This is a genomic window from Streptomyces lunaelactis (assembly GCF_003054555.1).
GTDB lineage: Bacteria > Actinomycetota > Actinomycetes > Streptomycetales > Streptomycetaceae > Streptomyces > Streptomyces lunaelactis.
The window spans coordinates 1,244,939-1,265,395 of sequence record NZ_CP026304.1 but is presented as its reverse complement, the minus strand read 5'-3'; the positions used below and the strand labels follow the sequence as shown (position 1 = coordinate 1,265,395).

Genomic DNA, 20,457 nt, shown 5'->3' with positions numbered 1-20,457 from the left:
CCCATGAGAGCTCTTCTTGGTGTCGAACTGCCCGGATACCGGCCCGTCGACAACGACGTTTGGGCGAATAACGAAGGCGATGTGCTGTCGCTGCACTTCTTCGGACTGCCCCCGGACCTGCCCGCCTCGCTCGACGACGGTCCCGCGCTGCGCGCCGCCCTCACCCGCCTCACGGCCCAGGCGGGCGGCGGTCTGATCGAGGCCTCGGTGAAGTCGCTCGGACAGCTGCCCGCGCTGAAGCAGATACTCAAGCTGCCGCTGCCGGGACAGCCCTCGGGCCAAGCGTTCATCGGCAGCTTCACCGTACCGCGCGCGACCTGCAGCACCGTGGTGAAGATCCAGTCGCCCGAGCGCGGTATGACGGGCATGCGGGAAGCCATGGTCATGGCCAAGGTCGGGCACGACAAGTACTTCCGGCCGCACCCGTGCGCACCGGAGGTCCAGGGCGGTCTGCCGTTCCACGCCGCCGACCATGCGCAGTGGGACGCCCAGTTCCCCGACCACCCGCTGACCAAGGTCAGGCGCACCCTCGACGCGCTCGCCGAAGCGGTCCAGGTGGTACCGGAGTTCGCGGCTCTGCCGCCCTTCGCCCCCTGAGTCCGTGCCGCTCCGCACCCGGTGCCGGGATCGGCGCGCGCTCCGGGTTAGCGTGCCCGCATGATGAACGAACCCTCGTCGGCCAAGCCCGGGCGCAGGTCCCGGCTGACCCGGCGTGGCCGGCTGCTCCTGTTCGTCGGCACGGTCGTCGTCGTTGTGATCGCCGCGGTGCTGGTGACGCTGCTGCTGAAGGAGACCAAAGAGGAGAAGGCGTCGCTGGTCGTCCCCGAGGGCTGGCGAGCCTCACAGGTGTACGCGGCGGTCGACAAGGCACTCGACAAGACACCCGGCACCACCCGCAAGGCGGCGGGCGCCGCACAGTTGAAGCTGCCGGCCGACGCCAAGGGCAACCCCGAGGGCTACCTCTTCCCGGCCACGTATCCGGTCGACTCCAAGAGCACGCCGACGAGCCTGCTCAGCTACATGGTCAACACGGCCAATCAGCGGTTCGGGGCCGAGCACATCAGCAGCGGCGCGCAGCGCAGCGGGGTGACCATCTATCAGATGGTGAACATCGCCAGCATCGTGCAGGCCGAGGCCGACACCCCGCAGGACATGGCCAAGGTGGCGCGGGTCGTCTACAACCGGCTCGCCAAGGGCATGCCGCTCCAGATGGACTCGACGCTCAACTACGCCCTGAACCGGAGCACTCTGGACACCACGGCCGCAGACACCAGGATCGACAGTCCGTACAACAGCTACCAGCGCCCGGGCCTGCCGCCCACCCCCATCGCCAATCCGGGGGAGGCGGCGATGAACGCGGCGATCAATCCCTCGCCCGGGGACTGGCTGTACTTCGTAACCGTCGCGCCGGGGGACACCCGATTCACCGCCGACTACAAGGAGCACCAGCGCAACGTCGAGGAGTTCAACGCCCATCGCCGGGAGTCCGGTTCCGGTTGACGATCGCCGTGATCAGGCCAGGCTCGGTTCGCGTTCCAGCAGCTGCTTGATCTCGCGGACCGCCGCCCGGCCCGCCCGGTTGGCGCCGATCGTCGAGGCCGAAGGCCCGTAACCGACGAGATGGATACGGGCGTCCCGTACCGCACGGGTGCCCTCCACCTGGATGCCGCCGCCCATCTCACGCAGCCGCAGCGGCGCGAGATGGTCGATCGCCGCGCGGAAGCCGGTCGCCCAGAGCATCACATCCGCCTCCACGGTCAGCCCGTCGTCCCAGAGAGCCCCCGTCGGTGTGATCCGGTCGAACATCGGCAGCCGGTCCAGTACGCCGCTCTCGCGGGCACGGCGCACGGCGTCGGTGAGAGGCAGCCCGGTGACGGAGACGACGCTCATCGGCGGCAGTCCGCGCCGTACGCGCTCCTCCACCATGGCCACCGCCTCCCGGCCTGCGTCCTCGTTGAACGGGCCCTCGCGGAATACGGGCGGCCGGCGCGTCACCCAGGTGGTGTCCGCCGCCACCTCCGCGATCTCCATCAGATGCTGGGTCCCCGAAGCGCCGCCGCCCACCACGATCACGCGCTGCCCGGCGAACTTCTCCGGCCCCGGGTAGTCCACGGTGTGCAACTGCCGTCCACGGAAGGTCTCCTGGCCGGGGTAGCGAGGCCAGAACGGACGGTCCCAGGTGCCGGTCGCATTGATGAGCGCCCGCGTCGACCAGGTCCCCTCCGAGGTCGCGACGAGCAGCCGCCCGCCCTCGCCCTCGCGCACCGCCCTGACGTCCACGGGCCGGTGGACCAACAGACCGAAGCGCTCCTCGTATGCGGAGAAGTACTCGCCGATCACCTCGGAGGAGCGCCGTCCCTCGTCGGCGCCGGTCAGCTCCATACCCGGCAGCGCGTGCATGCCGTGCACCTTGCCGTACGTCAGTGAGGGCCAGCGGAACTGCCACGCGCCGCCCGCGCGCGGGGCATGGTCGAGCACCACGAAATCGCGGTCCGGCTCCAGGCCTGCGCGCCGCAGATGGTAGGCGCCGGACAGGCCCGCCTGTCCGGCGCCGATGACGACCACGTCCACGTCCCGCGCCCCGAAGTTGTTCACGCTTCTACCAACCGCGCCAGGGTCGTGGACCTTCCCGATCCCCCGAGGGAGCTACAGGCCAGTACGAGGATGATCCTCCGCCTTGCGATTGCACGCACCGGACGCCGCGCACCCCGCCCTGCGGGCGGACGGCGCTATGTGTCAGACACGGCCTCGGCCGACGTGCTGATGAGCTCGTCGGTGACCCACCGTGCGACGTCCGCGGGGTAGGGCGCCGGCAGTCCAAGGACGATGTGCCGGAAGCCGGCGTCGATCGCGTCGCCGATCGCGTCCCGCGTGGCGCCGGGCCGGCCGTAGGAGACGGGCAGGAGGACCGAGCGGGTGATTGAGGCGGGGTCGCGGCCGATCTCGGTGCAGTAGCGGTCCAGCAGTGCGCTGCGGCGGACGGCGTCGTCGATGTCGCCGCCCGGGATGTTCCACAGGTCGGCGTGCTCGGCGACCACGCGCAGCGTCGAGGACGAGCGTCCGCCGATGAGGATCGGCGGGTGGGGGCGCTGGACAGGTTTGGGGTTGCCGAACGCTCCGGTGAGGTGGAGGTAGGTGCCGTGGAAGTCGAACGGTTCCTCCTCGGTCCACAACCGCCGGATCACCGTGCAGGCTTCGGCGAGGCTCCCCACGGCGTGCGCGGAGTCGTGGAAGGGCAGGCCGTGTGCTGCGTACTCACGCCGGGCCAGGGGATGGCTGGGCCGTGAGCCGGCGCCGATGCCGAACTCGAGCCGTCCGCCGGAGACGATGTCGACGGTCGCGGCGATCTTGGCCAGCACCGCGGGCGGTCGGAACCGGTTGCTGGTCACCAGCACGCCGAGCCGCAGTCGTCGGGTGTGGGCGGCAAGGGCCGAGAGCAGCGTCCAGCTTTCGTAGGTCGGTCCGCCCGGGTCGCCGCCGATCGGCATGAGGTGATCGAACAACCACGCATGCTCGATCTCCGGGATCGAGTCCGCTTCGCGCCACACCCTCAGGACGTCGTGGTAGTCGACCTGCGAGGGGGCTGTCATGATCCCGAAACGAGGCCGGGTGGTGTGCGTCATGGGGCCGTTGGTCCTTTCGGTCCGTCCGTGATCTTCTTACCGGCGTCATGGCCGCGCGCGTCCCGGCATTCAATTCGACCCGGCGGACCAGGCATCCCCATCAACGCGGCGCGCGCTGCGGGCCAGCTGGGGTCTGCGGGGTAGAGCGCACTGCGGAGGTACGCCCATGTGAGCCTCTGGATCGCGGCGACTCGATCGGGGTTCTCGTCCGTCGTCTCCGTCACGGTGTACCCGGGAATCCCGCCGAGCGAGTGTTCCACCGAGACGACTGGAGTGGGCGCACCCATGGGCCCATCCGTAATCGCTGTGCCTGATGCGGCCATCGAGAGATCCCTCTTTCAGTTATGTGTGGTGCTGAGACGGCTCCGGCGGCCCTTCGACGCGATCAGCGGCGCCGTAGTGACGGGTCGAGCAGCGCGGGCGGAGTGTCGAACTTCTCGTGTGCGGCCAGGTCGACACCGGGGGCGACGATCGCGTCGATCGCGTCGAGCACGTCGGCGGAGAGCACGGTGTCGGCGGCGGCGAGTTGCGAGTGCAGGTGGTCCAGCGTGCGGGGGCCGATGATCGCGCTGGTCACGGCTGGGTGCGCGGTCACGAAACCGAGCGCGAGCTGGATCATGGTCAGGCCGGCCTCGTCGGCGACCTTGGCCAGCTGCTCTACGGCATCGAGCCTGGCCCGGTTGGACGGGATGGTGGTGTCGAAGCGTTGCGGCATGAACGTTGAGCGGCTGGTGGTGATTTCCTGGCCCTCGCGGATCGCGCCCGACAGCCAGCCCGAGGCCAGCGGGCTCCACACCAGCACACCGAGCCCGTACTCCTCGGCCACGGGCAGGACGTGGGTCTCGATCCCGCGCTGCAGGATCGAGTAGCTGGGCTGTTCGGTGACGTAACGGCTCAGGTGATGCTCGCGGGCGGCCCACTGTGCTTGCACCATGCGGTATGCGGGGAAGGTCGAGGAGCCGAAGTAGCGGATCTTTCCCGCGCGCTGCAGGTCGGTCAGAGCCGACAGCGTCTCCTCGTCGCTGGTGTTCGGGTCCCACCGGTGGATCTGGTAGAGATCAACGTGGTCGACACCGAGGCGGCGCAGGCTGTTGTCGAGCTCGGTGACCAGCCAGCGGCGCGAACTGCCCTGATGGTTGCGCTCGTCGCCCATGGGCATGTTCGCCTTCGTGGCCAGCACGATGTCGTCGCGGCGGCCGGCGATGGCTTTGCCGACCATCTCCTCCGACCCGCCGTCGCTGTACATGTCGGCGGTGTCGATGATGTTGATCCCGCCCTCGAGAGCGGCGTCGACGACAGCGGTGGCCTCGTCCTGGGTGGTGCGCCCGATCTTGCCGAAGTTCATCGCGCCGAGCGCGAGGGAGCTGACCTGCACACCGGTGCGGCCCAAGGTGCGGTACTGCATGACCGTATCTCCTCCATTGCGGGTGAAGCGTGGTGGCAATGCATGGCTTGGTTGCCGGCCCCCTGCTCTGGCATCATGAGCAAACGGAACCTTGTCCCGTTTGACGATACGGAACGTTGTCCCGTTTAGCAATGTCGGGTAACGGAGAGGACGGCGCGGTGAACGACAGCGACGAGGGCGCGGGGCACGCGGCCCGGCCCAAACGGGCGGACGCCCGGCGCAACAAGGAGACTCTGCTCGACGCGGCCGCCGCGGTCTTCGTCACGTCGGGCGTGGAAGCGCCGATCCGCGACATCGCGGCCGAGGCCGGCGTCGGGACGGCCACGATCTACCGCCACTTCCCGACGCGAGCGGATCTCATCATCGCCGTCTACCGGCACCAGGTCGAGGCATGCGCCGAGGCCGGTCCAGCCCTGCTGGCAACCAGCCCAACTCCGCCCGCCGCACTGGGGCAATGGATCAATCTCTTCGTTGACTTCCTGGTCACCAAACATGGTCTCGCTGCCGTGCTGCAGTCCGACAACGCAGGCTTCGAGACGCTGCACTCCTACTTCCTCAACCGCCTCGTGCCCGTCTGCACCCAACTGCTCGACGCCGCAGCCGCCTCCGGCGAGATCCGATCCGACCTGCAGGCCTACGAACTCATGCGCGGCGTCGGGAACCTCTGCATCGGCGCGGACAGCGATCCCCGCTACGACCCACGCCGGCTGGTCGAACTCCTCATCGCAGGACTACGCCGACCGCACTGACTGCCGGCCCGAGCTGACGCAGGCCTCCCTCGTCCGCCTTGCGATCGCAGGAGCGGGTCAATGCCGTCTCGGTCCTCGGACGCGCGATCTTGCGGATTGAACGAGAGAATGCAGCCATGCCCGGACGCTTCACCACCAGGACCCTGAACATCTCCACCGGCTCGGCCGAGACGGTCACCGATCTGACCCACGCCTGCGAGCAGTTCCTCCAGGAAGCCGCGGGAGGCAGGGACGGCCTGCTCAATGTCTTCGTCCCGCATGCGACGGCAGGCATCGCCGTCATCGAGACCGGCGCGGGCAGCGACGACGATCTGCTCGCCGCGCTGCACACGCTGCTGCCCGCCGACGACCGCTGGCAGCACCGGCACGGCAGCCCCGGTCACGGCAGGGACCATGTGCTGCCCGCCTTCGTACCGCCGCACGCGACCCTGCCGGTGATCAGCGGGCGGCTGGAGCTCGGCACCTGGCAGTCCGTCTGCCTGGTGGACACGAACAAGGACAACCCGAACCGCCAGGTGCGGCTGAGCTTCCTAGGTTGATCAAGAGCGTCCTGGGGGTGGCCGCCGATTCTCCTTAACGAAATCCGACCCCCGTCTCCAGAAACGCCCTGACGGACTGTCAGGCGCGAGTCCGACAGTCCGTCAGCCTCGCCCCCCGGGTCAGTCAGGCGGTGGGACGAGATCACCGCGCAGCCGCCGAGCGCGAAGCACCAACTCCAGTTCGAAGCGGCGGTCCGGGTCGTCCAGGTCCTCGCCCCACAACTCACGGAGCTGTCTCAGCCGGTAGCGCACGGTCTGCGGGTGGACTCCGAGCTGGGCGGCCACCTCCGGCGCGCCACCCCGCGTTTCCAGCCAGGCCAGCAGGGTCTCGGCGAGACGGTGGGCGTGCGCCGGGCCGCCACACTCGCCCAACTGGGCGAGCCGCCGCCGCGCCAGATCGTCGATCAACTCCCCTGCGGGCAGCAGCACCAGGGCTTCGACGTGCTCGCCGCAGTGCAGGAGCCGCCCTTGCGGCAGCAGGCCCTGCTCGATCATCCCGACGGCGGCCTCCGCCCAGCGCAGCGACGTGGCGGCCTCCGCCAGGGGAACCGACGGGCCGATCGCGCCGGACCAACTGGCCAAGGCCCGGTGCAGCAACTCCGCGCGCCCGGGGGCGTCCGGGTCCGGCACCACCATGCGCGGCTGCTCGCCCTCCATGTCGAGCAGCACCTCGTCGCCCACGGCGGGGGCGACAGCCTCCTGGGCGGGGCGGAGCAGCACGGCCACCGCCACCTTTTCGGGCAGTTGCCAGCCGACGCCGGCCGCGCGGTCGGCGAGGAAGGCGGACGGATCCGTGCGGTGCTCGGCGAGCAGGAGCTCGACGAGTTGTCGTTGCAGGCGCAGCCGCTCCCCGGCCTGGCGGGCGACGGCCTCGGCGTAGCCGCGTACCGACTGGGCCACCATGACGTCGAGGTACTCGAACGCGGACTCGGCGAGTTCGTACATGGCTGCGGGCGGGATGTCGACCTGCTGGCCGATCTCCGCCATACGCCGCCAGGAAAGGCGTACGCCCAGCCGGTAGATCCCCTGCAAGGAGTCCAGGCTGCGCCCCTGCGTAACTTCGCCGCGCCCGAAGTCCTGGAACATCTCGGGAAGGGCGCGCGGCCGGTCCGACCCGGTGGTCATCTGCTCCACGAAGAGCTCCAGCGCGTGCCGTATCGCCACCAGGGCCTTCGGCTCTCCGGACTCGTCGGCGATGAACGCCAGACCCGGATATTCCCGTCGGATCGCGGCGAGGATGTCCTGTGCAAGCTCGGGGACCTGCTCCAGGGCTCGGTCGGCGAACCGCTGAATCCGTGCTCGTGGCACGTCGTGCCACGCTGACGACGCTGCCACAGCACCTTCTCCCGGACGTCCGGTCCGCATGCGCTCGATCAGCGGGCCTGGATCTTCACAACCTAACTCGCGCTCGGGCTCGGTGCGCTGGACGGCCCATTGGCGGGAGGGTCGGGGAACGTGACGAGCGGCACATTCTGCTGCTCGGGTGTGACATTGAGGGCGGCGACGATTCCGAAGGCGGCGCCTGTGGCCAGGACGGCAGAGGCGACGCAGGTCAGGAAGGCGACGAGCAGTCTGGGCATGAGGGTGATCGGCCTCTCGTATCGATGAGGTTGTCACCCAGCGCGCCGGCCCGGTCCGGCGCGGTCAGTATGCGAGGCGCATTGACAGGCGGTCAAGCTCCGCCTAATTTCGCCCGTCACAGCGCTGTTACTCCCGGGTACGCCACTCCTCGGCCCGGACAGGCTGAAATCCGTGCGTGTGACCCCTTCCCGCACGGTCCACGAACGCCCCGCATATCCCGCACGCATTGGAGTACCCACATGCGCCGTTCAACGTCGCGTTTGTCCCTGATTCTGCTGGGTACTGGCGTTTTTCTGCTGGTACTCACTCAGCTGCTCGCCTGGTACGTGGAGCCGCGTGCCAAGCGCACACCGACCGACGTGAACTCCACGACGGTCTTCAGTGGTGAGGGTAGCTATTTCGACACCGGATCCCTCTCCACGGTGGACGGCCAGACGATAACGATCACCCGTCGAGTGCTGGGCGACGTCGCCGGCAGCGAGCGCAGCGGAAACGCGATCTGGGACGTGTCGACACAGATCGACACGCCGAAGACGCTGCCGCTGGCCGACCCGCGGAAATCCCTGCAGTGGACCACGGAACGCTGGGTCACCGACCGCCGGACGAACCTGCCGGTGCGCTGCTGCGAGGAGAAGCCCGGGTTCGAGGGCGAGGCCTACCTGAAGTTCCCGTTCGACGTCGAGAAGCGCGTTTACACCTGGTGGGACAGCACCCTGGGTGCCACCGTGCCGCTGGAGTTCAAGGGCACCACCAAGATCCGCGGCCACCGGGGCTACCTCTTCGGCGGCACTGTCGCGGCCACCCACACCGGCGAGCGTCAGGTGCCCGGAGTGCTGGTGGGCCGCCCGCAGGGCCAGGTGCTCGCCGAGGAGTGGTACTCCAACGCGGGGATTGAGCTGACGGTGGACCAGCGCACGGGCCGGATCATGAACGCGGTGATCGCGCCGACGAAGACGCTGCGGGCCCCTGGTTCGAAGAAGGACGCGGTCACCCTGCTGTCCAGTAAGCGGCTGGAGTTCACCGAGGCGACCCGGCGCGAGCAGGTGACGCTGGCCTCGGACGACGGCAGTCGGCTGCAGCTGCTCGGCGAGACTGTGCCCGTTGTGGGCGGGATCGCGGGCGGTCTGCTCGCCGCCGCCGGCGTGGTGATGCTGATCCGTGGCCGCCGGCAGACGGAACACTCAGGCGAGTGATAAAGGTGAGCCGCCGAACAGCCCAAACTTGTCACCCGCGTGCGTAGTGGAACGAATCACTCGAACGAACACTTGGGTTACCCCGCAGTAAGAACCAGTGATTCCGGTTTGTGTCGGGCTCCCACCCCCAGGAGTCCGCCGCCACCGGACCGATGCTCACACACATCGACCGCACATCCCGGTCGGCACCGTCCCGGCAGTACCGGCAGAACCGGCAGCCGCGGCAGTACCCCGCACACCGAGCCAGCCCAGCGCTTCACCCCCGGAAGCCCGGCAATCCCTTATCCGCCTGCCCCCGCAGCTGCCGAGTTGGAGCACCTCTATGCCCCAGCACGCGTCCGCTCTGGCCTCCGGCCAGGAGGACTCCGTCCCCGTTCAAGCCCGCATCGGCAGCGCAGTCACCGACTCGCTCGCCGATGACCCGCACATCGCACCCGTCGCGGAACCTCTGCCGCGCCGGATCACCTTCCTCGCCCGCCGTGACCTGGGCAACCAGGCCGCCGGCGGCTCGGAACTGCTCATCGACCGGATAGCCGGCGGTCTGACCGCCGGCGGCCACGAGGTCACGCTCGTGTGTGGCGGCCCGGCCGCAGAACGCGACTACCGGGTGGTCTCCGCGGGCGGTGACGCAGGACACTTCCTGCGCGCCAGGAAGACCTTCGCCCGCGAGGTCGGCGACTGCGACCTGCTGGTCGAGGTGTGCAACGGCATGCCGTACCTGGTGCCGCTGTGGCACCGCGGACCGACGTTGTGCCTGGTCAACCATGTGCACACCGATCTTTGGCAGATGCGTTACCCCGGCCCGGCGGCCCGGCTCGGCCGCAGGCTGGAGCACTGGGCGCTGGCAGGCACTCACCGCGACAACCTGATGGTTGCCGTCTCCGAGTCGACCGCCTCCGAGCTGCGCGGCATCGGCGTGGCCGCGGACCGCATCCGGATCGTCAACAACGGCGTCGAAGACCCCGGCGCGCTGCTGCCCGAGGCGAAGGAGCCGCTGTTCCTGGCCGTCGGCCGCCTGGTGGAGTACAAGCGCATCGATCTGCTCCTGCGGCTGTGGGAGCGGGTCCGTCCGGTCACCGGCGGTCGGCTCGTCATCGTCGGTGACGGCCCCGAACGGGAGCGGCTGGAAGCCATGGCCGGCCCCGGTGTGACGTTCGCGGGCCGGGTGTCGGAGGCCGAGAAGCACCGGCTGATGTGCGAGGCGTGGCTGCTGTTGCACCCCTCCCTCGTCGAGGGCTGGGGGCTGGTCGTCACCGAGGCCGCCGCCCGGGCCACTCCCGCAGTCGGTTTCGACATACCGGGCCTGTGCGATTCCATCGAGGACGGGGAGACCGGGGTGCTGGCCCGGGGCGAGAGTTCGTTCGCCGCCGCGTGGTGCACTCTGTCCCTCAGTGCCCACCGGCGCGTAGCCATGGGACGTGCCGCCGCGCGTCGCGCCAAGTCCTTCCGCTGGAGATCGACGGTCCGTCAGTTCCAGGCGGTTGCCGCCGAGGCCGCGGCGCTCGCCTCCGCCCCGGGACGCGGGAGGTGAGCGGCCATTTTTGATGTCACCGAACGTGCGTTCAAGGATCCGTCGCTGCGGCGATCGGCCACCCTCTTCCGGGCGTTCATGCGCGAACAGAGCGACCCCGAGCGGTGCTACACCCTGCTGGCCCGTGACTCGGTCGCACAAGTGGCACGTCACATCGACCTGCCCGGCAAGACCGTCGTCGACATCGGCGGCGGCAGCGGCCACTTCACCGAGGAGTTCCGCCGCCGCGGCGCGCGGAGCTACCTCTTCGAGCCCGACCTGCGGGAGCTGAGCGCCCGCGGCCCGGTGACCGAGGACGCGGTGCTCGCCGACGGCTATCTGCTGCCGCTCGCCGACGGCGCGGCGGACGTGTGCTTCTCGTCCAACGTGCTGGAGCACGTGTCGGACCCGCAGACGTTCATCAGCGAGATGGTGCGGGTCACCCGCCCCGGCGGACTGATCTACCTGTCGTTCACCAACTGGCTCTCCCCCTGGGGAGGTCACGAGACAGCGCCGTGGCACTACCTCGGGGCCGACCGGGCCCGCGAACGCTACGAACGGCGCACCGGCCGCGAGGCCAAGCACACGGTCGGCGAAAACCTGTTCCCCGTCCACATCGGTCCCACCCTGCGGCATGTCCGCGGCCGCGACGACGTGCAGGTCGTCACGGCGCGGTCCCGTTACTGGCCATTCTTCGCGAGCACGATCACCCGGGTGCCGGGACTCCGCGAGATCGCCACCTGGAATCTGCTGCTGATTCTCAGGCGAAGCCCATGAGCAAGCGAAGAGAGGAACGGTCATGACCACTACGGTCCAGGCGCCCACCCGGGCGCCGCAGCCTGGCCCGACGCCGTCCGAGGCGTCCGGGGCGCCGCGCGGACGACGTCTGCTTTTCGGCTTCTGGGCCGTCGTGCTGGTGTCTTTCCTCGCGGTGTCACCGGGGAAGATGACGTTCGAGACCAAGCTCGGCGTCGCCCTCGACCCCGGGCGCTTCCTCGGCGACCTCGGTTCGCTGTGGAACGGCAGCATGGGCCTCGGCGGCGTAGCCAACCAGTACATCGGCTACGCCTTCCCGGCGCTCCCTTACTACGGGTTCATGGACCTGCTGCAGGTGCCGGTGTGGCTGGCCGAGCGGCTCTGGCTGTCGATCATCGTGACCGCCGCATTCTGGGGTGCGCTCAGGCTCGCCGAACGGCTGCGCGTGGGCACGCCCGCGACACGGCTGCTCGGTGCGGTGGTATACGCGCTGTGGCCCACCTTCACGATCGTCATCGGCTCGACCTCCGCCGCCGCGCTGCCCGGTGCCCTGCTGCCCTGGGTGCTGCTGCCGCTGACCTCCGCGGCGCTTAGCCCCCGTACGGCCGCGGCACGTTCGGCCATGCTGATCCCCTTCATGGGTGGCGTGAACGCCGCCTCGACGCTGGCCTCGCTGCTGCCCGTGGGTCTGTACCTGCTCAGCCGCCCGGCCGGCCGGCGTCGGCGCGCGCTGCTGGGCTGGTGGATACCGGGCGTCGCGCTGGCCACCGTGTGGTGGGTGGTGCCGCTGCTCCTGCTCGGCATCCACGGCGAGAACTTCATGCCGTACGTCGAGCAGGCCGACACCACCACCGCCACCATGTCCGCGACCGAGCTGCTGCGCGGCGCCGGCAACTGGGTGGCGTATCTCAACTTCGGTGAGGCATGGCTGCCGGCCGGCTGGACCGTCGCGGCCTCCGTCATCACCGTCCTGGGTTCGGCGTTCGCCGCGGCACTGGGGCTGGCGGGTCTGGCCCGCCGGGACCTGCCGGAGCGCCGCTGGCTGCTGCTGACCGTCCTGGCCGTCGTCCTGATCACGCTGGCCGGGTACGGCGGCGCCTTCGGCGGTCCGTTCCACGGTGTCGTGCAGGAGTGGTTGAACGGGTCGCTGAAGCCCTTCCGTAACATCTACAAGTTCCAGCCGGGACTGGCCCTCGCGCTCGCCCTCGGTCTGGCCCACCTGACGGCTGTGTTCTCCGTGAGCAGCAGTCCTCGCGCACTTCCCGGTCGCCGCTGGGCACCCGCGGTGGTGGCGGTGCTGGTACTGCCTGGCCTGGCCCTGCCCTACCTCAATGGCTCGATCCTGCAGCCCGGCGCCTTCACCAAGCTGCCCACCCACTGGGAGAAGGCTGCCGGCTGGCTCAAGGACAACGCCCCGAACAGCCGGGCCATGGTCGTACCGGCGACGGCGCACGGCATCTACACCTGGGGTTCCCCCATCGACCAGCCGTTCGACGTGCTGGCCGAAACGCCCTGGGCACAGCGTGACTTCGTCCCCTTCGGTACACCCGGTTCACGCCGTGTGACGGACGCCGTCGAGCAGGCGCTGCTGTCCGGCACCGAGGTTCCGGGTCTTCAGGCGTACCTGGCACGGGCCGGCATGCACGAAGTGGTCGTGCGTAATGACCTCGACCCCGACCAGATCGGTTATGTCCCGCCGCAGACGGTGAAACGGACCTTGGAATCGTCCGGCTACAGCAAGGTCGCCGGGTTCGGCCCGCTCGTGACCGGCGGGCGCATCGCCGCCGACACCCCGCTGCAGGTGCAGGGGCTGTATCCGCGGCTCCAGTCCGTGGAGATCTATCAGCCGCAGGACCGCGACAGGCGTCCCGAGCGGGTCGGTGTGTCGGCCACGGCCGACACGGCCGTGGTCAGTGGCGGACCCGAGGCGCTGCTCCAGCTGTCGGCCGATCCCTCGATGGCCGACCGGCCGGCCGTACTGGCCGGGGACAGTCTTCCCAAGGGCGTCACCGCACCGGTGAAGGCCGTCGCGGACGGGCTGCGCCGAGCCGACACCCGGTTCGGCCTGGTCAACAACAACACCTCGTACACGTACACCCCGGACGAGCTCAATCACTCCGGCAGCCTGCAGAACGCGGGCGAGAAGCCCAAGCAGATCCTGCCGTCGGAGGGCACCGATCACCAGACGACGGCCGACCTGCGCGGCGCGACGTCCGTGACGGCCTCCAGCAGTGGCAACTGGCTGTTCCACCTGCCGCAGTACGACCCGGTGAACGCCTTCGACGGCAACCCGGACACCGCGTGGGCCGAGGGCAGCCCGGGCAAGCCGGCCGGTCAGTGGCTCAAGGTGGACTTCTCCGGGCCGACCGACATCCCGGCCTCCATCCAGCTGACGCCCCTCCCGGGCGACAGCATGCGCGCTGCGCCCACGCGGGTGCGGATCGAGACCGACCGCGGTTCGGCCGAAAGCCCGCTGCAGACGAACGGCCGGCCGCAGACCGTCAAGGCGCCTGTCGGCGAGGCCTCCTGGATGAAGATCACCGTCCTTGCCGCGCAGCAGGCGCGGCCGGGCCTGTCCGGGGCCGGCTTCTCCGAGGTGTCGATCCCGGATGTGCAGGTGACGCGCATGCTGGCGCTGCCCGCCGACGCCAAGCGCACCGACGCGGCGGCGACCGTGTACTCCCTGCACCGCGGCACGGACGCGGGCGGCTTGTCGCCCGTATCGGCCGAGGTGGGACTGCACCGGCAGTTCAGCACCCAGGAAGCGGGCGAGTACAAGGTGTCGGCGCGAGCCGTCGCCGTGCCCGGCGGCCCGTTGGACGAACTGCTGGACCGTTCGGCTCCGGGATCGAAGAACCGGGTGACGGCCTCCGCGGACTCCACCAGCCGCAACGGCATGTCACTCAGCGCCCGCAACCTGGTCGACGGTGATCTGACGACCGCCTGGATCGCGGGCGACCGGCCGGTCGTCCACCTGAGCTGGCCCAAGAAGGAGAAGGTCGACGAGATCATCCTGGCGTCGGCGGGCGGGGTGTCCACCCGGCCCGAGCAGGTGCTGATCAGCTCGCCGCACGGCGCCGCGACGGCTGATGTGGACGAGAACGGGCGGGTGCGCTTCCCGGAGATCGAGACGAACCGGCTCGACATCACCGTCAGCAGGGTCGCCCCGCTCACCGTCCACAATCCGGTGGCGGACGCGCAGTTGCAGCTGCCGGTCGGGCTCAGTGAGGTCCACGTTCCCGCGCTGGCCGACCTGCGGGTGCCGCCTCCGAAGCCGTCCGCGCGCTTCTCGCTGCCGTGCGGTGAGGGCCCGGACCTTGCCGTCGGCGGCGTCCTGCACAAGACGAAGGCCTCCGGATCCGTCCGGGACCTCACCGAGCGGCGTCCCGTCACCGTCGCACTCTGTGCGGGAGACGAAAAGGACGGCACCCTGGACCTTCCGGCCGGAAAGCACGAGGTGGAGGCGGGTGACGCGGGTCCGCTGGCGATCAGCGACGTCACGCTGACCCAGGGCACCCCGCAGGAGATCGCGGGAGCGGGGGGCCGCGAGGCCACCGTCACCAAGTGGACCGACGACAGCCGGACCGTGTCGGTGTCGGTCGGCTCCGACGAGGCCACGTACCTGCAGACCTACGAGAACGCCAACGACGGCTGGAAGGCCACCCTGGACGGCACGGAGCTGGAGTCGGTGCGGCTCGACGGCTGGCAGCAGGCCTGGGTGGTCCCGGCCGGGGCGTCCGGCACGGTGAAGCTGGAGTTCGAGCCCTCCAGGCCGTACCGGGCCGCCCTGATCGGCGGTGTGATCGCGCTCGCCGCGCTGGCCGCACTGGCCTTCGTGGGCCGCAGGCGCAACGCCGGCGGAACCGACGAGGAGCTGCCCGAACCGGCGGCCCCCGGGATGCTGCTCGGGACGCTGGCGCTGACCGCCGTCGTCGCGGTGGCGGCGGGTCCGCTGGCCCTGGTGGTGCCCGTACTCGCCGTGGCGGCCCGGTTCCGGCCGGCCGTTCTGGTCCCGACGGCCGCGGTGGCGATGGCCGGAGCGGGCATCGTCGCGGCCGCCGGAGCCGGGGAGCCGGCCGCCGCCGGGCAAGGCGCGTTCAGCGCCTTCGCCCAGGTACTGGCACTGGTGGCCCTGTCCGCCGCCTTGGTGACGGCGGTAACCCCGGCGTCCGCGGCCGCCGGTCGGGAAGACGATGGCGGTGCCGACGCGCCGGAAGCCGGACCGATGGTCACGGCCCAGCAGGGAAGCACGGACGCCGGGGACTGGCCCGAGCCGCTCCCTCGGCATCCAGGACGCGGTGGCCCGTCATGACCTCGTCGCGGACCGCCGCCGGGTGGGGGACCTCAACCCCTCCCGGCGGGGTCCGGATTCCCTTTCGGCCCATCGATGAGGTGTCGCGGCACTGCCTCAGTGACGACGAGCCGGAGACCGTACACATCGAGGTCCATCTGCCCGGACGGCTGGACCCGGCACGGTTGCGGACCGCGTTCCGGCGGGCGCTGCTGACGCACCCCCGGGTGCTGATGCGGGAAGTGCCCGGCCGCCGGCACCGGCAGTCCTTCGCGTGGGAGCTGACCGGCGAACCGGACAGCGACCCGGTGAGCTTCGCGCGGCCGGGACCCGACGCGTTGGGCCGCGCCCGCGCGCGGGCCCTGACGGAATGCCCGTCACTGGCCCTGTCGCCGCCGATGCGCCTGGAAGTCATCGAGGTGGGCGGGGGAACGGTCGCCGGTGAGCCGCCGGAGGCGGGCGTGCCGGGGGCGACCCGGACCGTGCTGCTGCTGACGATGCATCACACGGCCCTCGACGCAGGGTCCGGGCTGCGGGTGCTCGCCACGACCGCGGAACAGTACGGCGGCTCGGCCGCTCTCCCCGTCCCCGGGCCGGTTCGGCCGGACCCCTCGGGGCCGGCCCCGGCCGCGACCGGCGGCACGGGCCGTGCGGTGTGCGCGCGGCCCGTGCGAGTCGCGCCGGACTCCCGCCCCGAGCCGGTGCGCGCCCGCGCCGCGGGTAACGGCATGCTGCAGGCGGAACTGCCCGTTCCGCCGCGTGTGGGTCGGACCGGCGGGCTCGCGCCGTGGACCGTCAACGACCAACTGCTGGTCGCCGCGTCACTGATGGTGGGCCGCTGGAACGTCTCGCAGGGCCGGCCGGCCGGTCCGGTGCGGATCACCATGCCCGTCGACGACCGTCCGCGCGGCAGAGGGATGCCGATGGGGAACGGAACCCGGCTCGTCGAGGTGGCCATGACCTCCGAGGACCCGCGCGACCCGGACCTGCTGCTCGGTGAGCGGCCGGACCTGGCGGCCGTGACCCGGTTGCTGCGCGCCACCGCTCGGCGCACCCGCGCGCTCAAGTCGGCCCACGGTGCGCCGCTGGGGCCCGGGACGGGCCTGTTGACTGCGCCGCTTCTGCCGGTCGGGATCCGGGGCAGGCTCACCCGTGGCGCGCGGCGGGCGGCGGCGCCCTGGACATCGACGGTGCTGGTCACCAATGTCGGACGCATTCCGTACGCGCTGGACTTCGGTGACGCCGGCCGGGCGAACGCCGTGTGGTTCTCCGCACCGGCGCGGATGCCGCGCGGGCTGAGCGTGGCGGCGGCTTCCACCGGCGGGCGACTGCATGTGACTCTGCGCTGGTCGCGGGCGCTGCTCGGTGACGCGTCGGGCGCGTACCTGGCCGGCTTGTTCGAGCAGGCGCTTTCGGCAACGTCACAGGTCACCCGGCCCGGATCGAACGCTGGGGGTTCTGGGCCGGAAGCCGACGTACCGGAAGCCGACGTACCGGAAGCCGACGTACCGGAGGCCGACGTACCGGAGGCGGACGCCACCACTCTCGACGCCACCGCTCCGAACGCAGAGGCGCCCGGAGCTCGGGGGAAGGCTCGCCGACCCGGCGGGTCGCACGACCGCGACGCACCGTGTCCGGACCCGACACCGGGTGGAGCCCTCTCCGCCCGGCAGAACCATGAGAGGCCGTCATGAACCCCTCACCCCACTGCTCCGCCGCCATGAAATCGCCGGAGGCGGCGGTACCTGCGCCGGCCCGGCCCGTTCCCGGGCTGCGGGATTTCTACGAGGACCCCACCGTCCCCGTCGCCTCCGGCGATGCCCGTACTCTGCGCCAAGCCCGGATGCTGGCCGAGGCCCTCGGGCCCGTCGGGCCCGGCCGCCCGGCAGCGACCGTGCTCGACGTGGGCTGCGGCGACGGCTCGGCGGCCGCGACCGCCGCCGGCGAACTGAACGGGCACCGCATCGTGGGAGTCGACTGGTCGCAGGGCGCGCTGCGCCGGGCGGCGCCGCGCCTGAGCCAGGTCGTCCGCGGCGAGTTGACCGGCGGTGGGCTGCCGTTCGCCTCCGGCAGCGCCGACGCCGTGCTCTTCAGCGAGGTCGTCGAGCACCTCGTCGACCCCGACAGCGCCCTCGACGAACTGCACCGGGTGCTGCGACCCGGGGGACATCTGATGCTCTCCACGCCCAACCTCGCCGCCTGGTACAACCGCGGGCTGCTGCTCGCCGGAGTCCAGCCGGTGTTCTCCGAGGTGAGTCTGCGCCACATCCACGGCAGACCGGGCAGTCAGGTGGTCGGCCATCTGCGCCTGTACACGGCACGCGCGCTGCGCCAGTTCGTGGCGGCGTGCGGGTTCGAGGTGGTGACGGTCGCCGGTGCGCCGTTCCACGGAGTACCGCGCCCGCTCCGCCCGCTGGACCGCTTGGCCTGCCGGCTGCCGTCCCTCGCCTCCATCCTCCTGGTGCACGCGAGGAAGGTGTAGCCCGTGGTGTGGGGAGTGGCGGCCGCGCTGGCGGCGAACGTCCTGTACAGCACCGGCTTCGTCCTGGAGAAGCGGGCTCTGGCCGGCATGCCGCCGCTGAGTGCCGCACGGCCGGGCCGGGCCCTGCTCCTGCTGGCCGGCAGGCCCTTGTGGATCTGCGGGGCCACGGCGCTCGCCCTGGGGTTCGCCGCCCAACTGGCCGTCTACCGCACACTGCCGATCGCCGCCGCCCAGGGTCTGTTCCTGTCCGGGCTGGTCCTCCTGCTGGTGCTCTCGTCGGTGGTGCTCGGTGAGCGCCCCTCCGGCCGTGAACAGCGCGCGGTGGCCGTCACCGGGCTGGCGCTGGTCATGGTGGTGTCCTCGCTGTACGAGAGCAGCGAGGAGGTCAGCCGCAGCGCGCCCTCAGGTCTCCTGCTGGCACTTTGCGTGCCGACACTCGCGGCCGGACTGCTGCTGTACGCGGCCGCGGAACGGCGAGCCGGCCGGCGTCACCGGCAGCCGACCACCGGAGTGGCCTACGCGGTGGCGGTCGGTCTGCTTTACGGGGTCAGCTCGCTCGCCATCAAGGGCATCTCCGGGCACCTGGACACCTCGGACCTCCAAGGCTCCGTGCCGGCCCTGCTCGCCTCCCCCTACCCGTACCTTCTGCTGTTCACCGGGATCAGCGGACTGGTGCTGTCCCAGACCGCCCTGCAGCGCTGCCGCGCGTCGCTGATCGTCCCGGTCTGCTCGACGGTGACCTGCGTGTTCACCATCGTCAGTGGCACGATCGCGTTCGACGAGCCACTGCCCGAGGACCCGCTGCGGCTGCTGCTGCGCCTCGGCGGCACCGCGTTGGCCCTAACGGTCCTGCTCACCATGCCGCGACACGACGCGGACACCTCCACCTCCGAAGGAACCCGGCCATGAAGCCTGACAACCCGTTGCTGAAGATCCTCGCCTGCCCGCTCGACAAGGGTCCGCTGATCCTCGACGAGATCAGGGGCGCTCTTTACAATCCGCGCCTGCGCCGCCGCTATCCGATCGTCGACGGCATCCCGCAACTGCTCCCCTCCTCCGGCGAGCCCGCCGTCGAGCAGGAACACGACGCACTGCCCGCCGAACTGCCCGACTCTGGCAGTTCGTAACCGTTACTGAGACAGCGGTCGCGAGCGCGACCGTACCCGGCATCCCGAGAGGCCGTGGTCCGTGCCGCTGCCCCGTAGGCGCGCAAACATCAGCCCGTCCCCATGGCCGTATCAACGACCTGGGCACGGATCAGCCACGTGATCGGCCGGACAGGTCCTAGCTCGGGGTGGGGGTCAGCACCACGAAGTCGGCGTTCGACGGGTCGAGGCAGACGGCCAGCCGACCGACGCCCTCGGCATCCTCCGGCCCCATCTGCACGCTGCCACCGTTCTCGGTGACCTTGGCGACCGCGGCGTCGCAGTCGGTGACGTTGAAGACCGGGTGCCAGTACGGCCGTCCGTTCGCCAGGGCGAGGTTCTCCTTGGGAAGTTCCATCAGGCCGCCGTGCATGCGCTCCTCGGGCTGCTTTTCGGCGGGGGTGATGAGGGAGTACGTGCCCCCGCCGCCCGGCAGCTCCATGTCACTGAACTGCCAGCCGAAGACGCCGCCGTAGAACTCCTTCGCGGCCGAGGCATCGCTCGTGTACAGCTCCGTCCAGGACAGCGAGCCCGGCTCGTCCACCAGATCGACGCCCTTGTTCGTCCCGGGCTGCCAGACGGCGAACTGGCCCCCCAGAGGGTCGCTGTACTGCGCCATCCTGCCCCACTCGTCGAGGTCCATCGGCGGCACCCGCACCGTGCCGCCGGCGCTCTCGACGGCCTGGGACGTGGCGTCCGCGTCGGTGACGTTGTAGTAGATCATCCAGGCCGAGCGTGCTCCCTCCTCGGTGAGCTTGCCGAGCCCGGCGACGATCTTGCCGTCCTTCCGGAACATCCCGCCTTCCATGTCCTCCCCCTCACCCATGGACTCGTAGTCCCACCCGAGCACGGCGCCGTAGAAGGCCGCGGCGGCACGGACGTCGGGGGCGCCGAGGTCGAGCCAGCAGGGGGAGCCGGGGGCGAAGTCAGTGGTGATCATGGCGATTGCCCTTTCGCAGATCGTGTGACGTCCTTAGCGTGGCACCGGACACTGACACTCGCCCGTCGATCGACCGCTCCCGCTCCCGGGAAGGGGGCAACCCCTCGTAGGCTGAATCTCGCATGTGATGGACAGGAGGCTGAGGTGGCCGAGACGATGGTGGCCGAGGTGATGGCCGAGCTGGCCGAGCTCCAGGACCCGAAGACACGCGAGGTGAACGAGCAGGCGTGCAGCGGCCCACCG

At 70.5% G+C, this 20,457-nt stretch carries 18 protein-coding genes; 12 read left to right on the top strand and 6 right to left on the bottom strand.

Going from position 1 to position 20,457, the window contains the following annotated elements; translation table 11 throughout:
* Positions 1 to 3 precede the first annotated feature (3 nt).
* Both SLUN_RS05435 and mltG read left to right on the top strand, forming a co-directional pair.
* Positions 4 to 597: a hypothetical protein gene (locus SLUN_RS05435; RefSeq protein ID WP_108147402.1), complete on the top strand. Its 594-nt coding sequence runs from the start codon at positions 4 to 6 to the stop codon at positions 595 to 597.
* A 60-nt stretch (positions 598 to 657) separates the two neighbouring features.
* Positions 658 to 1,500, top strand: a complete 843-nt coding sequence (gene mltG, locus SLUN_RS05430; RefSeq protein ID WP_108147401.1) for an endolytic transglycosylase MltG — start codon at positions 658 to 660, stop codon at positions 1,498 to 1,500.
* A gap of 12 nt (positions 1,501 to 1,512) precedes the next feature.
* On the opposite strand, the gene SLUN_RS05425 is transcribed toward mltG, so the two are convergent.
* The 3 genes from SLUN_RS05425 to SLUN_RS05410 all read right to left on the bottom strand — a co-directional run bounded on the left by SLUN_RS05425 (position 1,513) and on the right by SLUN_RS05410 (position 5,028).
* Positions 1,513 to 2,595, bottom strand: coding sequence for an NAD(P)-binding domain-containing protein (locus SLUN_RS05425; protein ID WP_108147400.1), 1,083 nt, complete (start codon positions 2,593 to 2,595; stop codon positions 1,513 to 1,515).
* A 134-nt stretch (positions 2,596 to 2,729) separates the two neighbouring features.
* Positions 2,730 to 3,623 carry an LLM class flavin-dependent oxidoreductase gene (locus tag SLUN_RS05420; protein ID WP_108147399.1) on the bottom strand — a complete coding sequence of 298 codons (894 nt, stop codon included), beginning with the start codon at positions 3,621 to 3,623 and terminating at the stop codon, positions 2,730 to 2,732.
* Between the two features lie 385 nt (positions 3,624 to 4,008).
* Entirely contained in the window at positions 4,009 to 5,028 is a 1,020-nt protein-coding gene (locus SLUN_RS05410) for an aldo/keto reductase (RefSeq protein WP_108147398.1), read from the bottom strand.
* A gap of 158 nt (positions 5,029 to 5,186) precedes the next feature.
* Between SLUN_RS05410 and SLUN_RS05405 the strand changes: the two genes are divergently transcribed.
* Together SLUN_RS05405 and SLUN_RS05400 are read left to right on the top strand one after the other, a co-directional pair.
* Positions 5,187 to 5,777: a TetR/AcrR family transcriptional regulator gene (locus SLUN_RS05405; RefSeq protein ID WP_108154548.1), complete on the top strand. Its 591-nt coding sequence runs from the start codon at positions 5,187 to 5,189 to the stop codon at positions 5,775 to 5,777.
* 116 nt (positions 5,778 to 5,893) lie between these two features.
* Positions 5,894 to 6,316, top strand: a complete 423-nt coding sequence (locus SLUN_RS05400) for a secondary thiamine-phosphate synthase enzyme YjbQ (RefSeq protein ID WP_108147397.1) — start codon at positions 5,894 to 5,896, stop codon at positions 6,314 to 6,316.
* Positions 6,317 to 6,436: 120 nt separating this feature from the next.
* Here the strand turns inward: SLUN_RS05400 and SLUN_RS05395 are convergent, their stop codons facing one another.
* Positions 6,437 to 7,681: a PucR family transcriptional regulator gene (locus tag SLUN_RS05395; RefSeq protein WP_108147396.1), complete on the bottom strand. Its 1,245-nt coding sequence runs from the start codon at positions 7,679 to 7,681 to the stop codon at positions 6,437 to 6,439.
* 32 nt (positions 7,682 to 7,713) lie between these two features.
* On the bottom strand, positions 7,714 to 7,896 hold the full coding sequence (locus tag SLUN_RS05390; protein ID WP_108147395.1) for a hypothetical protein: 183 nt from the start codon (positions 7,894 to 7,896) through the stop codon (positions 7,714 to 7,716).
* Positions 7,897 to 8,136: 240 nt separating this feature from the next.
* Between SLUN_RS05390 and pgfA the strand changes: the two genes are divergently transcribed.
* From pgfA to SLUN_RS05350, 8 genes are all read left to right on the top strand, one after another.
* Positions 8,137 to 9,090 carry a cell envelope lipid trafficking protein PgfA gene (pgfA, locus tag SLUN_RS05385; protein WP_108147394.1) on the top strand — a complete coding sequence of 318 codons (954 nt, stop codon included), beginning with the start codon at positions 8,137 to 8,139 and terminating at the stop codon, positions 9,088 to 9,090.
* Positions 9,091 to 9,412: 322 nt separating this feature from the next.
* On the top strand, positions 9,413 to 10,621 hold the full coding sequence (locus SLUN_RS05380) for a glycosyltransferase family 4 protein (RefSeq protein WP_108147393.1): 1,209 nt from the start codon (positions 9,413 to 9,415) through the stop codon (positions 10,619 to 10,621).
* Positions 10,622 to 10,699: 78 nt separating this feature from the next.
* Positions 10,700 to 11,377 carry a class I SAM-dependent methyltransferase gene (locus SLUN_RS05375; protein WP_108147392.1) on the top strand — a complete coding sequence of 226 codons (678 nt, stop codon included), beginning with the start codon at positions 10,700 to 10,702 and terminating at the stop codon, positions 11,375 to 11,377.
* Positions 11,378 to 11,399: 22 nt separating this feature from the next.
* Positions 11,400 to 15,668: an alpha-(1->3)-arabinofuranosyltransferase domain-containing protein gene (locus tag SLUN_RS05370; protein ID WP_108147391.1), complete on the top strand. Its 4,269-nt coding sequence runs from the start codon at positions 11,400 to 11,402 to the stop codon at positions 15,666 to 15,668.
* 80 nt (positions 15,669 to 15,748) lie between these two features.
* Entirely contained in the window at positions 15,749 to 17,341 is a 1,593-nt protein-coding gene (locus tag SLUN_RS05365; protein WP_306610678.1) for a condensation protein, read from the top strand.
* Between the two features lie 26 nt (positions 17,342 to 17,367).
* On the top strand, positions 17,368 to 18,129 hold the full coding sequence (locus SLUN_RS05360; protein ID WP_108147389.1) for a class I SAM-dependent methyltransferase: 762 nt from the start codon (positions 17,368 to 17,370) through the stop codon (positions 18,127 to 18,129).
* 15 nt (positions 18,130 to 18,144) lie between these two features.
* Entirely contained in the window at positions 18,145 to 19,038 is an 894-nt protein-coding gene (locus SLUN_RS05355) for a DMT family transporter (RefSeq protein ID WP_108147388.1), read from the top strand.
* The gene (locus tag SLUN_RS05350) at positions 19,035 to 19,256 is read left to right on the top strand and encodes a Trm112 family protein (RefSeq protein WP_108147387.1); all 222 of its coding nucleotides are present in this window, start codon (positions 19,035 to 19,037) and stop codon (positions 19,254 to 19,256) included. The genes SLUN_RS05355 and SLUN_RS05350 overlap by 4 nt, the downstream gene beginning before the upstream one ends.
* Before the next feature lie 157 nt (positions 19,257 to 19,413).
* On the opposite strand, the gene SLUN_RS05345 is transcribed toward SLUN_RS05350, so the two are convergent.
* Positions 19,414 to 20,214, bottom strand: coding sequence for a VOC family protein (locus SLUN_RS05345; protein WP_108147386.1), 801 nt, complete (start codon positions 20,212 to 20,214; stop codon positions 19,414 to 19,416).
* Positions 20,215 to 20,457 lie beyond the last annotated feature (243 nt).